15 protein-coding genes are annotated in these 13,683 nt (G+C 54.5%); 6 read left to right on the forward strand and 9 right to left on the reverse strand.

From position 1 onward, the window contains the following. Window positions 1-512 (reverse strand): transaldolase family protein (locus RMSM_RS17075; RefSeq protein ID WP_008698808.1); only part of this gene is annotated, 512 nt, incomplete at its 3' end. A gap of 234 nt (window positions 513-746) precedes the next feature. Between RMSM_RS17075 and RMSM_RS17080 the strand changes: the two genes are divergently transcribed. Next, complete coding sequence (locus RMSM_RS17080; protein WP_040767643.1) at window positions 747-1,649, forward strand: diacylglycerol/lipid kinase family protein; 903 nt, start codon at window positions 747-749, stop codon at window positions 1,647-1,649. A 100-nt stretch (window positions 1,650-1,749) separates the two neighbouring features. On the opposite strand, the gene RMSM_RS17085 is transcribed toward RMSM_RS17080, so the two are convergent. The 4 genes from RMSM_RS17085 to RMSM_RS17100 form a co-directional block, all read right to left on the reverse strand. Next, window positions 1,750-2,268, reverse strand: coding sequence for a hypothetical protein (locus RMSM_RS17085; protein ID WP_040767629.1), 519 nt, complete (start codon window positions 2,266-2,268; stop codon window positions 1,750-1,752). Window positions 2,269-2,304: 36 nt separating this feature from the next. Next, complete coding sequence (locus RMSM_RS17090) at window positions 2,305-2,787, reverse strand: PLC family EF-hand domain-containing protein (RefSeq protein WP_008698811.1); 483 nt, start codon at window positions 2,785-2,787, stop codon at window positions 2,305-2,307. A gap of 130 nt (window positions 2,788-2,917) precedes the next feature. Further along, on the reverse strand, window positions 2,918-4,513 hold the full coding sequence (locus tag RMSM_RS17095) for a glucan biosynthesis protein (RefSeq protein WP_008698812.1): 1,596 nt from the start codon (window positions 4,511-4,513) through the stop codon (window positions 2,918-2,920). Window positions 4,514-4,599: 86 nt separating this feature from the next. Then, a complete protein-coding gene (locus RMSM_RS17100) occupies window positions 4,600-5,937 on the reverse strand; it encodes a glucoamylase family protein (RefSeq protein ID WP_008698813.1) in 1,338 nt (445 codons plus the stop codon). A gap of 460 nt (window positions 5,938-6,397) precedes the next feature. Here RMSM_RS17100 and RMSM_RS17105 point away from each other — a divergent pair, with 460 nt between their 5' ends. Then, window positions 6,398-6,847, forward strand: coding sequence for a hypothetical protein (locus tag RMSM_RS17105; protein WP_144057731.1), 450 nt, complete (start codon window positions 6,398-6,400; stop codon window positions 6,845-6,847). A gap of 91 nt (window positions 6,848-6,938) precedes the next feature. Next, window positions 6,939-9,017, forward strand: coding sequence for a glucans biosynthesis glucosyltransferase MdoH (gene mdoH / locus RMSM_RS17110; RefSeq protein ID WP_040767634.1), 2,079 nt, complete (start codon window positions 6,939-6,941; stop codon window positions 9,015-9,017). A gap of 182 nt (window positions 9,018-9,199) precedes the next feature. On the opposite strand, the gene dps is transcribed toward mdoH, so the two are convergent. From dps to RMSM_RS17125, 3 genes are all read right to left on the reverse strand, one after another. Next, a complete protein-coding gene (gene dps / locus RMSM_RS17115; protein ID WP_008698818.1) occupies window positions 9,200-9,691 on the reverse strand; it encodes a DNA starvation/stationary phase protection protein Dps in 492 nt (163 codons plus the stop codon). A gap of 318 nt (window positions 9,692-10,009) precedes the next feature. Beyond that, entirely contained in the window at window positions 10,010-10,567 is a 558-nt protein-coding gene (locus RMSM_RS17120; RefSeq protein ID WP_040767636.1) for a TIGR03067 domain-containing protein, read from the reverse strand. Between the two features lie 53 nt (window positions 10,568-10,620). Further along, entirely contained in the window at window positions 10,621-10,842 is a 222-nt protein-coding gene (locus RMSM_RS17125) for a carbon storage regulator (RefSeq protein WP_008698821.1), read from the reverse strand. A 390-nt stretch (window positions 10,843-11,232) separates the two neighbouring features. Here RMSM_RS17125 and RMSM_RS43995 point away from each other — a divergent pair, with 390 nt between their 5' ends. The 3 genes from RMSM_RS43995 (at window position 11,233) to RMSM_RS17140 (ending at window position 13,171) form a co-directional block, all read left to right on the forward strand. Next, on the forward strand, window positions 11,233-11,514 hold the full coding sequence (locus RMSM_RS43995; protein WP_478212709.1) for a DUF1328 domain-containing protein: 282 nt from the start codon (window positions 11,233-11,235) through the stop codon (window positions 11,512-11,514). A gap of 38 nt (window positions 11,515-11,552) precedes the next feature. Next, window positions 11,553-11,849, forward strand: a complete 297-nt coding sequence (locus tag RMSM_RS17135; RefSeq protein WP_040767638.1) for a Rho termination factor N-terminal domain-containing protein — start codon at window positions 11,553-11,555, stop codon at window positions 11,847-11,849. A gap of 158 nt (window positions 11,850-12,007) precedes the next feature. Beyond that, window positions 12,008-13,171: a diadenylate cyclase gene (locus RMSM_RS17140; protein WP_008698824.1), complete on the forward strand. Its 1,164-nt coding sequence runs from the start codon at window positions 12,008-12,010 to the stop codon at window positions 13,169-13,171. A 65-nt stretch (window positions 13,172-13,236) separates the two neighbouring features. Here RMSM_RS17140 and RMSM_RS17145 read toward each other — a convergent pair whose 3' ends face one another. Further along, the gene (locus RMSM_RS17145; RefSeq protein ID WP_008698827.1) at window positions 13,237-13,590 is read right to left on the reverse strand and encodes an Hpt domain-containing protein; all 354 of its coding nucleotides are present in this window, start codon (window positions 13,588-13,590) and stop codon (window positions 13,237-13,239) included. Window positions 13,591-13,683: the final 93 nt, after the last annotated feature.

The following is a 13,683-nucleotide window of genomic DNA, read 5'->3' on the forward strand; positions in this document are numbered from 1 at the left end:
ACGCCGGCTTCAGCACAAGCAATCGCTTGGCCGAATCCGAACAGCAGCGTCAAGTTGCAATGGATGCCTTCCTTTTCCAATTGCTCGGCGGCACGGATGCCTTCCCACGTACTGGCGATTTTGATCAGGATGCGGTCCTTCGAAATCCCTGCTTCCTTGTACAATTCAATCAACTCGTGAGCCTTGCGAACCGTGCCTTCGGTGTCGAAGCTCAATCGTGCATCGACCTCCGTCGAAACACGGCCGGGGATCAGTTCCAAGATACGGCAGCCAAAAGTGACCGAAAGCTTGTCGATGATCGCGTCGATCAGACCCTCTTCGCTATTGGACTTGGATTGGCCGTAGGCAATCGCTTCATCAAGCAGCGATTGGTATTGTGGCATCTGAGCCGCTTTGTACAGCAACGATGGGTTGGTCGTCGCGTCGTGCGGTTTGTGCTTGGCGATCGCATCAATATCGCCGGTATCAGCTACCACGACAGTATGTTTTTTCAATTGGTCTAGCGAACTCATGAGTCGGCCTTGATTGGGAGCGTGTTGTGAAGTGTTTTTCGTATTCTAGCAGATCCAAGGTACCTCTGAGAATCACGCTCGCGAACCTACATCGGATGATTGCAGAATTCATCAACGCAACGCGGTCGGCGGGCGCAAGAAATGCAGTACACCGCAAGCGGGCGGTGTGTCGAATCGTCTGTCGAATTCCCCGCACGTTACCTTAAAAATCAAAAGGGTGTCGAAAAACGAACCATGACCAACCTCGTTTTCTGGAACCGAGGCTCGGGCAAGGCCGAGCAAGTCGAGCGGCTTCGCACGGCATTGCCATCCGCAACGTCCACGTGGGTACAAATGACTCGTGATTTGGATCTGCGGGAATCGATCGAAAAGGAACTTCATTGCAAATGCGACATCGTATTCGCCGCTGGCGGTGACGGCACCGTCAATGCTGTCGTGAACGCCCTGATGAAAATTGACGCAGCTCGCCGGCCCTGTATGGCGGTAATTCCGCTGGGGACTGCCAACGACTTTGCCGGCACCCTCGCCATTCCCGACGAGATCGACCGGGCGGTCGCCTTGTATCGCGACCGCCAGCCGATTCCGATTGATGTGGTCCGAATCACCGGTCGGGGATTTCAGCGTTATTACGCGAATGTCGCCGCCGGAGGTAACTGCGTCCGTGTTTCCGAAGAACTGACTGACGAGATCAAATCACGTTGGGGAGCGTTCAGCTACCTGCGGGGGGCCGTAGGCGTGTTGGCTGATATGAAGAGCTTCCGCGTGAACGCCGAGATGGATGGCCAGCGGATTGATGATTTTGACAGTTGGGCCGTGCTCGTCGCCAACGGAAAAACGAATGCGGGACGCATCGCAGTGGCGCCCGAAGCCTCGCCCGTCGACGGACTGCTCGACGTTGTGCTGATCAAAGATGGCGACGTGATGGACATGGTCGAAATCGTCGCCGGCAATCTGCTCGGTAACTTTCTCGAATGTGAACAAGTGATCTATCGACAGGCCCAACGATTAAAACTCTATTCCGATCCGCCGATGCGATTCACGCTTGATGGTGAAGTGGTGGATGAAGAACCGGTTGAGTTTGAATGTGTTCCCGGAGCGATTCGCATGTTCTGTGGTCCCGAGTTTGGACAGACTTAAAAACGAAATCAGGCCTGAGTTTTTGCTCAGGCCTGATTTGGGGTTGGGCTATTGTCGTTGTGAAAACTGTGGCAGATGACAGGCAGAAGCCTATCTCGCATTATTCGTTGCCGATCGCATTGCCGATCGCAGCACCAATATTGCCGCCACGCTGTCCACCGATGGCATCTCCGATCGCACCGCCAATCGCCGCGCCGCGCTGCTGCGATTGAGTTCCATAGTAGCCGTTGCCGTACACGTTATTGCCGTACACATTGTTTCCGTAGTACGAGCCGTTGTTGTAGTAGCGTCCGTCAATGGTCGATCCGTACGATGGATACGGTGTCGAGTTGCTGCCGCGATACCCGCTGCTGTATCGGCCGCTTGGCGCATAGTACTGAGGTGTCGATTGACGGTAACTGTACGACGGCACCGAATATGAATAGGGTTGGCTATACGTTGGACTCGAATAGCGTCGGCTCGAGTACGACGGTTGAGAGTACGTTGGATAGCCGCGTTGGTAATACGATCCTGAGTTGCCGTATTGAACGACGACTTGAGCGTCGGCCGGGACGGGGGCAGCTGTCCATGTTAACGCTGCGACCACGGCAGATAGACTGAGATATCGAAAAGCAATCATGATAAAGTTCCTGTGTAAGTCGATTGTATGGTTAGTTTACTGAAACAAGCGGTTGGACCGGATTTGTTGCCAGGTGGTGGGTTGACGACGCGAGTTGAAATACAACGTCGTCGCGAGCACACCTAGCCCAAAGCCGATTGCCAAATTGGTGAGTGACGTTTTGACGGGCAATTCGTCAATTTCGTACTGCACTCGCTCGACCGCAGAATGCACCGAGTTGCTGACCTGTTCGCCAGCCCGATGAGCTTGATCGACGAATGATCGGAGCGGAGATTCGTCAGTTGGCGCGAATTCGGAGACGACCGAGTCGATCTCGTCACGCTGTGTGTCGACTCTCGCGGCGACAAATTCGGTCAGCTCATCTACCGAGCGATCGCACTGCTTTAGCTCGTCTTGATTGATTTGCGGCCAACGGATGTTGATCGCGGTGAAGACCGGCTCCCACGGGTCAGTCGTCGATTGCGGGGTCGAACTCGTATCGGGCAGACGATTATTTGAAGTTGCCGCTTGGGTTGACATTGTTTGCGTCCCTGTTGCTGGTATAGCGACGGGATGCGTGCGGGTCGGAAGTCGACCAACGCCACGTACCGCCGTTTTATCCCAATTAGATGACGCAATTGCTGTGCCTAAGCCAAAGCGATTGACACGCTTATTCCTTTCGCGTGTATACCTGCGGGTACTCAAACGTCGGTTCTGTGGCGGGGCACAAATAGACAAACCGTTCCGACAGTTTTTGCTTTGCATCGGTGCTTGCATCCACCAGCGTGACGCCTAGTTCCACCGGGGCATCCTCGGTGGGACGTAACAGAACATGAGCGATCCAGTCGCCAGTGTCGGTGCGGTCGGCCGAGGCGGAGATGACTTCGCCGCGAACCGTTGTAACATCGACGTCCACTGTTCCGTCGCTTCGCCTCGCCATCACGTCTCCCGCGAACCGGATGTCCATGGCGATCAGTCCGTCTTGCCGCTGCACATCGAAATAAGTCGCTCGTGCAACCTCGGTTTGGTCACTGCGATCACCGGGAAAGAACGAAACTTGGTAGTCCAGGTCCAGCGGAGTATCGAGTGTCGGTTTTTGGTCGGGGATCCAGTAGACGCCGATGTTGTCGATCCCCTCGTGGGCGCCGGGCAACTCGAGCAGTTCGACCACCCCGTTTTCCCATCCGCGCTTAGGTCGCACCCAAACACTAGGCCGATTGTGGTACTGAGCGTTGTGATCGTCAAAGTGATAGAAAGCTCGGTTGCGCTGCAGGACACCAAATCCAGCTAGTTTGTCGACACGGAACTGCGAAACCGAAGGATAGCTTTGGCGAGCGAACGCACGCCATGTCCATCCATCGTTTTCCGTTTGAATTAGCAACCCATCCGAATCGTGGACGGCAGGACGATTGTCCAGCGGCGGACCCATCAGCCCATCACCCCACATCCACATGCTGGTCAGCGGCGCTACACCGATCTTTTCGGGCAGCGAACGAAAGTACAACGAGCACTTCACGTCCACGGTGGTTTCGGTTGTCCCCGGAGTCAGCGTGAATTGGTAGGCTCCGCTCACCGAACGGCTGTCCATCAAGGCCAGAATCGAGAGCTGTTCATCGTCGGGCTTAGGACGCTGGACCCAAAACGATTTGAAAAATGGAAACTCTTCGTCGCGATTCAGCGCTATGTCCACGGCCAGCCCGCGGGCCGAGGCGCCGTAGACCGTATCGGCACTGCGGCCACGAAAGTAACTCGAACCGAGAAACGTTAACATCTCTTGTCCATCGCCTTGACCGGGGAATCGGCCTGCGATCTTGATGCCGGCGTGTCCCGAGTCGCGGACTACTTTCTCGGCAATCGGAGTGCGATACAGAAAGTTACGTGACGAGAATGGGACTTCGTGTGAGACCCCTTTTTCGTTGGTGTACAGCGAAACACGGTCACGTTGGACAAAGCCACGATGAAACGTCTCTAGCCAAAACGGTAGTCCGTCTTTCCACCATACCGCCTTTTCAGGTCGATATTGGATGTCGCGATATTGTTCGTAGCTCATTTGGCTGAGCGCTGTGGGTGGCTCGGCACGCGGCTGAAATTCATTTTTGGCGGTCGCTGCAGCCAATGCCTTTAATTCGGCAAAGCTGGTGATCTGCGTCGCCGCAGCCGATTGTCGACTTTGCGACAGATTTACGGGACGTCGTGGAGAGTCTGCCGGCGTGATGCCAGCGAATAGAGCAAGCAGCAGAGAGAGTGCTGTAAAGAGTCGCAACATAGGGGGGAATCCCGTGGTGAAAAGAGTGAACCCAGCGGGATTGATTCGAAAGCAACAAGTGTGCCATTAAACCGGCACCGGACTCGTTACGCGAAACCGGCCAATTTCAGGGCTTGCGTCGCTGCGGGATGTCGCATGAAGGCGTCCCACACCCCACCGGTCAACAGATTCTCAGCCATGATCAGTGTGATTCCGGTATCGATCCCGATCACGTCGCGGCCGACCCAATGCGTCGCGGGGTTGTAGGCGTTCACAAAACCATAGCGAGAGAAAATTTTGTCGCCGAAGTGTTGTTTTTGATAACGCAGTGTGTGCAACGCCTGTTTGGGCACGATCGCCAACCCGCCCGCTGCGGCACTGGGGACAATTGTGCCATCGATTTCACGGTCGGGTTCGCAGCGACCATTTTCGTAGGGGCCACCCCAATCGCGATACCCGCCGGCGCTATCACTACTGGTCAACCCCCACATGTCGTTGCCGTAATGGCGCATTTGGGCTGGGTAGCGGTTTCCGAGTTCGGTCATAAACGCGATTTGTGCATGGTGAGCTCGGACGGAATTGTCCCAGTAGCTGCGTCCGCTGGCAGATCGGACACTGCGAAAATCAAAAAAGGCCATCGGATACTGGTGGACAAACAGCGGTGGATAGCTGATGAAGTCTTCGCCGTCGTGTTGCAACACGGGCGAGCGTCGCCATGCTTGCCAACATCGCGGCGGGATGGGCGAGCTCGGTGCCCCAATCGCCAACAGCACCAGCACGATCAGTTCACTGAAACTGTCCCACTGATGCGAGATCATTCCCGATTCGGGCGTCCATCCCATATGCAACAAATCGTTCGCCCCGAGCATCCACTGCCAATCCACACGGCGGTAAAGTTCGTCCGCCAAGTGGACAATTTCCAAATCGTCCGAGAACGTCGTGGCTGCGGTCATCGCCCCAGTCAATAGCAATGCCGTGTCGATCGACGATGCTTCGGCGCCCATGGACCGTTTGCCGCTAGAGGCATCAAAAAAGTGATAGACAAATCCCTTTTTGTGATCGGCCAACGTCACCAGCGAACGCAGCAATTCGCGAGTCCGATCGGCGGCATGTTCGCGGGGAATCCACTCGGATTGGGCGGCAACGCTGTGGGCTGCTAATCCAAATCCACACGCAGCCGAACTCGCATGATCACTGAACCACGATCCATTGGTGGCTCCGCGGTCCGAAATGAACCCCGTGTTGGGATGAGCTGCATCGACAAAGAATTGATAGCAACGTTGTTGCAGATCACGTAGAAAACCGTGGTCACTCTGTTCCATCACAGCGGGGTCTCGCTGAAGAGCGGAAACAAGTTGTGAATCGGCTGCATCGGCTTTTGTCAACAAATTTGAGGGAGCCATCGAAAGCGACAGTCCCGTCGCTAAAAAAGTGCGTCGCTTCATTGCGAGCCTACAAGGTGGGGGGGGAAGGGAGCGAGGATTGTGGTTTGTATCGCCGTGGGGGGATGCAGCGCCGAAAACGCCAAAAGCCCAAGATCCCATGGGGTCTGCTTTACTGAGTAGCAACCCATTGGTCGCAAATTGAGCAGCAAAACGTGGAGGACATGGGGAACTTTGACGGTTCGGCGGACATTGCCGGAGCCCGGGGAAACTTCACAATCTAAATGCTAAATAATCTTTCCTACGGCGTTAATGGCAAAATGTTCCCGCACAGCGGTTCTATGTGAACCAAGCCCCCCTAGTGAAAGGCGGGGCCTCTTTAATACCACTCCGCTGACGGGTGGTCAAAGAATTCGCGTCGGCATGGACGATGTTGTGGCACAACGTTTGTACTCACATTGCACTCGTAGGGAACACGGAGCGGATCTCGCTCAACTTATCAGCTTATCCAAGGATCTATGTCATGTCCGTATCACAAACAACCTATTACACAGGTGCTTCGTTTAGCACGCCCTGTACAACTTCATATCCGTCCAATCACGATCGCTCGCGTCAACAGGTGAAATCCTACTTGCAAAAGTGTGGCGTTGCTGACGAGCGGGCCGCGGTTGAAAGTGATCGGATCGTGAACCAAGCGGCGACCCAAATCCAGTCACGCTCCGCTTCGCAAACAACCGCCGATCTGACGCGGGCGTCGTTGTTATTGGCGATCGAAGAGCTAGCTCGGATGCCTTTGCCAACGCAACTGACTCGTCAAGTTATCCCGGCGTCGATCGATCGTCCGATGTGGAACGCGAGTCCGGTGCGGCGCGCAGCTCCATTGCGAATGCAGTGGTGGATCGACCAGTTATTTGGCGGCAATCGAATGGCAGTTGTAAAAGGACGTCGGCGGTACGTCGAACAACAAAACTAACGCTTGCTGCGGAGCGTTGCCTGTCTAGGTAACGAGGGTCTCTTTTCTTTTCTTCTTGAAAGTCCAAAAAATGATGGACGAGGCTACCGTAATGCAAAGCCCGAATCAAAACTCGAATCGGTCTGGTTCCGCTCAAGCAACCAAATGGATTCGCCGAGCGGTGTTTCTTTGGACATTGGTCGCAACAGCGATCGGCACCGCGACCTATTACTGGGTGATCGCAGGTGGAAACCATTTAAACGTGTTCGAACTGCTTAGCTTGCCGCTGTTTGCGCTGCTGTTCGGCTGGATCGTATTTTCATTTTCGTTGGCATCGCTGGGGTTTGTCTGTCTATGGCGTCGCTCGCCCGACAATGAACCGTCTGTCTCAGAGCAGTCGAGCTTGCGGGACAAACCGCTGGGCCAAAAGCTGAACAAAGATCACTCGTTAGCCAAGCCGGGGGCTAACACAGCAGCCCGTACGGCGATTCTGATGCCGGTCTACAACGAGTCGCCTCACCGTGTGTTTGCGGGTATCGAAGCGATGCTTTCGTCGCTTCGATCGATTGACGCCACCGAGCAATTTGATTTCTACGTGCTGAGCGATTCGACCAATCACGAGATTTGGCTTCAAGAGGAACGAGCGTGGTCAGAGTTGTTACGAAGGCACGGCGAGGATGTGAATGTCTACTATCGCCATCGGCCAAAGAACGTCGCACGTAAAGCGGGCAACATTGCCGATTTCTGTGGTCGTTGGGGCAGCCGATACCGTTACATGATCGTGCTGGATGCGGACAGCCTGGTCGACGCGACGACGATGGTGGAATTAGTACGGCGGATGGAAGCCGACGACGCGTTGGGAATCCTGCAAGTGCCACCGACTCCGGTGGGACGCAGTTCGCTGTTCGCTCGTTTGCAACAATTTTCGGCTCACGTCTATGGCCCCATCTTTGTCGCCGGATTCGCTAAATGGGCAGGCGACGAAGGCAACTATTGGGGGCACAATGCGATCATCCGAATCAAGCCGTTTCTGAGGTACTGTGGGCTGCCCGTGCTGCCCGGCAAAGCGCCGCTCGGAGGCGAGATTCTTAGTCATGACTTTGTCGAAGCCGCGTTGATGCTGCGTGCCGGTTGGAAAGTGCAGTTGGCGACCGATTTGGGAGGCAGTTTCGAAGAATGCCCGACCACCATCGCCGACTATGCTCAACGGGACCAACGTTGGTGTCAGGGGAATCTTCAGCATCTGCGGTTGTTGATCAGCGAAGGCTTTCGTCCGCTCAGTCGGTTGCACTTTGCTTCGGGAGTGATGTCGTATGTTGCATCGCCGGTTTGGATCTTGTTCACAGCGCTGTGCGTGATCGGAACGATTTTGGATCGCATCGCAGAACCGGGGCCTCGAGGGCCTCAGTTTGATTCCGGCGCCCTGATCCTGTTTGTGGTTTCAATGTCGCTGTTGTTAATGCCCAAGTTTTGGAGTTTGTTGATCGCGATCCGAAGCACGCCAACCGCTGGATTGCTGGGTGGACGGTTACGGCTAGTTGCCAGCGTGTTGATCGAAGTCGTCGCATCGGTGTTGTTGTCGCCGATCATGGCGATCTACCACAGCCGGTTTGTGTTGGCGACGTTGCGAGGCACCAACGTCAAATGGGCTGCGCAGACGCGCGACGAACAGGGGGTCGCGTGGCGGGATGCGATCAAACGGTTTGGTTTTGTCACGTTGCTAAGCATCGGCGTCACCGCCGCGTTAGCATTCTATGCTCCGGCGTTCCTGGTTTGGTTCTCGCCTTTGCTGGCTGGTTTGATTCTGTCGATTCCGATCGATGTCGCGATGGGCAGCCAATGGCTTGGCAGTGCCCTACGTGATTACCGGATCCTGGTGATTCCTGAAGAGACATCGCCTAGCCGTTTGAAACGGGATCACGAGGACGCGCTGAGCCAATCCGCCGCGACGCCGTTGTTCAGTGATTCGCTCTTCGAGCAAGTGATCTTCGATCCCGAGTTCTTTCTACTGCATCGCCGCATTCAATTAGCCAGTGAGGCGAATATTGCGATGCCGACGAATCAGCGAAAGGCGATCGAGGCAGCTTGGAGTACAAGCGGCATGGCGGGAATCCCTGCAGAGTCGCGTGCGGCGGTGCTGGCGGACGCCGAGACGCTGATGGCACTGCACCTCGAATCGCAATTAAAGTGAGCGTAAGTGCTTCGTGCGGAATTGAAGTTTAGGCTGTCCGTAGCGAAAGTGGGCAATGGCTTTCGTGGCACTCGGACCTATTCACGTCGCTTCGCTGTAGAAAGAAACAGCTCGCTTCGCCCGCCAACGAAAATGGCCGGTGGAGGATCCCGGCCAGAACGTTTCTCAGCAGCTACAAACGCTTAAGCCACTTCCTGGGCTTGCAGCATCCAAAGGTGTTTTTCAAGAGCTGCAGAGATACCGATACACATGTCTTCGCTGATCGGATCGAGATCGCCGAGTTTTTCAATTGCACTGCGTAGCGAATCGATCGTTGTTTTCAGCGCGTCGGCCGACAAGGTAACCGTCTCGCTGAACTTGACGAATTCGAGGGGATAAGTGGCCAATTCGCTCGATTCTGCTACGGTGGCAGGGCGACCGTCGGGGACAATGCCCAGAGTGCTGATGCGTTCGGCGACCTCGTCGCTCGATTCACGAACAGTCTCAATGATCTCGTCTAACTGTAGGTGGACGCTACGGAAATTAGGGCCCACAACGTTCCAGTGGGCCTGTTTTAGCGTGAGAGCAAGATCGATCAAGTTGACCAAGTTTTGCTGCAATAAAGCGGATACCTTGTCGTTCTTCTTGTCGCTGAGAATGTCACGTTTGAAAACGGATTGAGTGTCAGTGGTCATGGTTACTTCGAATTCAGGTGTTTCTAATTGGAACGCCTGTCTGGGGAATACCCCAGACGCTGGCGATTCACACATGGGTGAACACCGAAAAGCTGGAAGCAAAGATTGGACCAAGTTGACGATCGCCGCAAAAAGCAAAGCGGCAGCACGGTCCAAATGCACGCGATACCCGGATTCTTGACACAAATCGCAGGTTTAAATCCGACGTGCAAGCGGAATCACCAAGCTGGTCGCAAAACGCGCAGTAGACGTTTAGGCTGAGCTAGTTTGCTCGCCGCCGTGTCACTGCTGACTCACTGCTCGCTCGCAAGACCTCACCTACTCTTTTTCACTTTCAATCGTCTTGCCGAGTCCGGGGACGGGGTCACCCTGATCCTTTTGCAGGGTGAACAGCATGATCTTGCTTCCCTTGGGGGACTTGAATTCCGTAGGCCGCTCGGCACCCGGCAGTGCATAGCAGAGCACCCAGCGGTTTTTGCCGTCAAATTTTAAGATGCCCGATGATGTCATCTTTTCCGCTTGATCTGCGGATCGGTCTTGCTTGTCACGGGCGACTTCACTCGGACGGGCCGTCTCGGGAACCGACGTCATTGTAATGTGCATCGGGTCCTGCGAATCGTCGACCGTAAACACCGCTTGGAACCGTTGTTGTTGGTCGCGGTCATAGGTCACGATCAAGTTAGCCGTCACCGACACGGTGCTGCCGTCAAGTTCTTGTTTGGACAATTCGCGTCCTTGGTTGACGCCACTGACGATTTGCCATCGCCCCTGCAATCGTTCGTTGGCGGTGTCGCTCGATTGGTCATCGGCATGGGCGATTCCCGCTGAAGAAATTCCCAGAGCGATCGCGGCTGTCATCAGAAGTGTGTAACGCATGGTTCTCTCGTTTTGTAGGAATGGTGTCTTGGGTTTCGGATGGACGCAGCGACTCAAGCCGACCGACGCAGGTAATCTTGCAATCGGTTCCCCGAGCGGTTCTCTCTCGGCGAATCGGTTTGTGGTTTTGACCCGAGTTCTGCGCGTCGCAGCGGGACTTCGCGTGGAGCCTCGATCGCGAGCTGGACGCGATTGCCTCGGGTGCGTTTGACCGTCAGAACAATGTCGTTGCCAAGTCGAATCGATTCACCTGATTTGCGGCTAAGTACCAACATGATTTCATCCTTGAAGCTTTCGAGTTACTGCGTTTCCCAGAAACTACGTGACCATGCGAATTAGCACTTGGCGTGCCGCATTTGGAGATTGCCGACGCCCACGTTCGTTTTTCGTGATGGATCGTGGCATTCACGCTTGTTTGAGGTGGTTTTCCGCGTCCCGTTTTTCTGTCAAGCAAGATGAGATGGACATTGCTGAGATGATATTGCCTCGAGGGAGATTCGATCACTTCGCGCTGTCTCGTAAGGGAGGGCGTCGCATGAGGATGCTGCTAAAGCACTCACGCTGGGCTTTCACCGACCTGAACTTACACCGACCTGAGCCTACACCGAGCAGTACAGGCTAAGCGGACGCCCGATGTGGTGCTGTGGCTTTTGCATCGTCGCTTGATGGATTTGTTGGGCTCGTTATTGCATGGCACACAAAATGCATCTTCCGTCTTTGAAAGTGGCATGAACATCATCAACGCCACACTTTTCGATTCAAAAATAGAGGAGCATCGGATGTTAGGTTGGGCGCTAACTTTTTTGGTGATTGCGTTGATCGCAGCTGCACTTGGTTTTGGTGTTGTCGCAGGAACAGCTGCAAGCATCGCGAAAATCTTGTTCGTTGTGTTTTTGGTGTTGTTCATTATCAGTTTGGTAATGGGGCGACGCGGTCCGATTGCGTAGGCGTTGCTAGTCCCCTTCTTAAACAGGGCGGAGTGATCATGGTTAAGTGGTCTGAAAAAGACGCACGGCAATATGACCATATCAAGCAAAGCGAACTTCAGCGTGGTATGTCGGAAGCCGATGCCGAAGAGGTGGCTGCACGGACGGTCAAGAAACAACGCCGTCACGAAGGCCGGACTCCGAATCAAACGACGCAAGGGACCGGGAATCCGAACGCACGGCTTGAAGAGCGTACGGTTGACGAGCTGAGGAATTTGGCGGCGGATCTGGAGATTTCGGGACGCAGCAAAATGAACAAAGCGGAATTGATCGATGCGATTCGGCGGCAGCGTTAAGCAGATAGACAGAAGTTTTTCAGTTTTTTGCAATAGTGCGAAGCCGGCCAAGTCGCAATCGAGCTTGCCCGTAGAATGGCGAGGATCGATACGACCTTAATTCTGAAATGCAAAACACAAGTGATGAACGCGGTTGCAATCACTCGAAGTGAGCTTTGATGCAGAGTCATTTGAATGAATTGATCGATCAAGTTCGTTTGGCCGATGCTTTGGACATCGGTATCGTGACGTTGTTGATCTATATTGGCTTATTCTGGCTGCGTCATCGATCAACACAGTCGCTTGGAGTTGTGATTGCGTTGATAGCTGCCGTGTATGTCTTGGCGGGATGGTTGGAAATGTATCTGACCACGATGATTTTCCAGTATGGGATCATCGCAGTTATCTTTTCGATTATCGTGATCTTTCAGCAGGATATACGGCACGGTGTCGAACGGCTTGTTTCATCGCGATGGTTGCGACAGGGCAAACATGATGCATCCGATTCGGGGACTATCGACACGATCGTCGAGTCGGTTGCCGAGCTCGCTCGTGATCAAATCGGAGCCCTCATGGTGTTTCCGGGACGAGAACCGTTGACCCGGCACATGCGAGGTGGAGTGTTGGTTGATGCCGAGATTAGTGAACCGCTGTTGTTGAGCATCTTTCATCCCCAATCGCCAGGGCACGACGGCGCGGTGTTGATCGAAGATTCGCGGATTCGGCAGTTGAGTTTGCATCTGCCGCTGTCATCCAATCTGGCGAAAGTCCAAGGCAGTGGAACACGCCACACTGCGGCGTTGGGATTGTCCGAATGCTGTGATGCCTTGGTTGTCGTCGTTTCCGAAGAACGCGGGACGATCACCACCGCTCATCGCGGTGAATTGACCGAGGTCGATCCCGCAGGACTCGCTCAGCGACTTGAGCAATTTCTAGGCAGCCAGACGGTGACGAATGATTTGCGAGGGGAAACCGGGTGGGACCGCTGGTTCATGGGGGTCGCGGCGCTGTCGCTGGCAATTTTGCTTTGGATTTTGTTTGCCTACCAGACCGCCACGCTACAGCGCACAATTATTGTGCCGATCGAATATCGTAATTTGGCCGCCGATTGGGTCGTTGCCGAACCGAGGTCGAGTTATGCCGAAGTGACGCTGGTGGGGTCAGACAAAGCGTTCAAAATCCTTGATGTTTCGGCGATCACGGTCTCGTTGGAACTCGAGGACGTGCAGCTTGGCGTCCCAAAACGGTTGTCTACCGAGCAAGCATTAGCTAACGTCCCGAGCGAATTGAGTGTCAACGAGATTGTACCTCGCTGGGTCGATGTGATCGTTCGCCAAAAGTGATCGACGCATTTTTAGTCAGGTTGTCAAACCGATTTTTGATTCAATCATTATCCGCTCTATCCGCTCTAGCCGCTGACCGCCAATTGCGTTATCGACGCGGTCAACGATTCAATCGCGGGTTTGCAAGCCAACCACAACGCGTTGCATCGATCCCGATTGCCTGCCCGTGCCGCGTCGATTACGGCTTGCAGCTCCTTGACGGGGGATCCTGTCTCGAAGGTGCTCAGCAATCCTTTCAAACTGTGCCCGGTGGCAGCCGCGTCCTGGAGTTGGTCGTTTTCGAATTGAAGCTCGAGATCGTTGAGCAACTGTGGTGCATCCTCGCTGACCAACGTTGCCATCGTGACGAGTAAGTCACAGTCGCCTCCCACACGGTCGATCGCTTCTTTAAAACGTGTTTTTTGTTCGGGTGTCAGCATCGCCTAATTCGCTTACGGCCGGGAAACGGCCCTAGGATAGTGTGTAGAGCTTCATTGTAATTGGGGATCTTCGAGCTTCACCCCCTGCTGCAT

Origin of the sequence: Rhodopirellula maiorica SM1, from assembly GCF_000346295.1 — a bacterium.
Classification (GTDB): Bacteria; Planctomycetota; Planctomycetia; order Pirellulales; family Pirellulaceae; genus Novipirellula; species Novipirellula maiorica.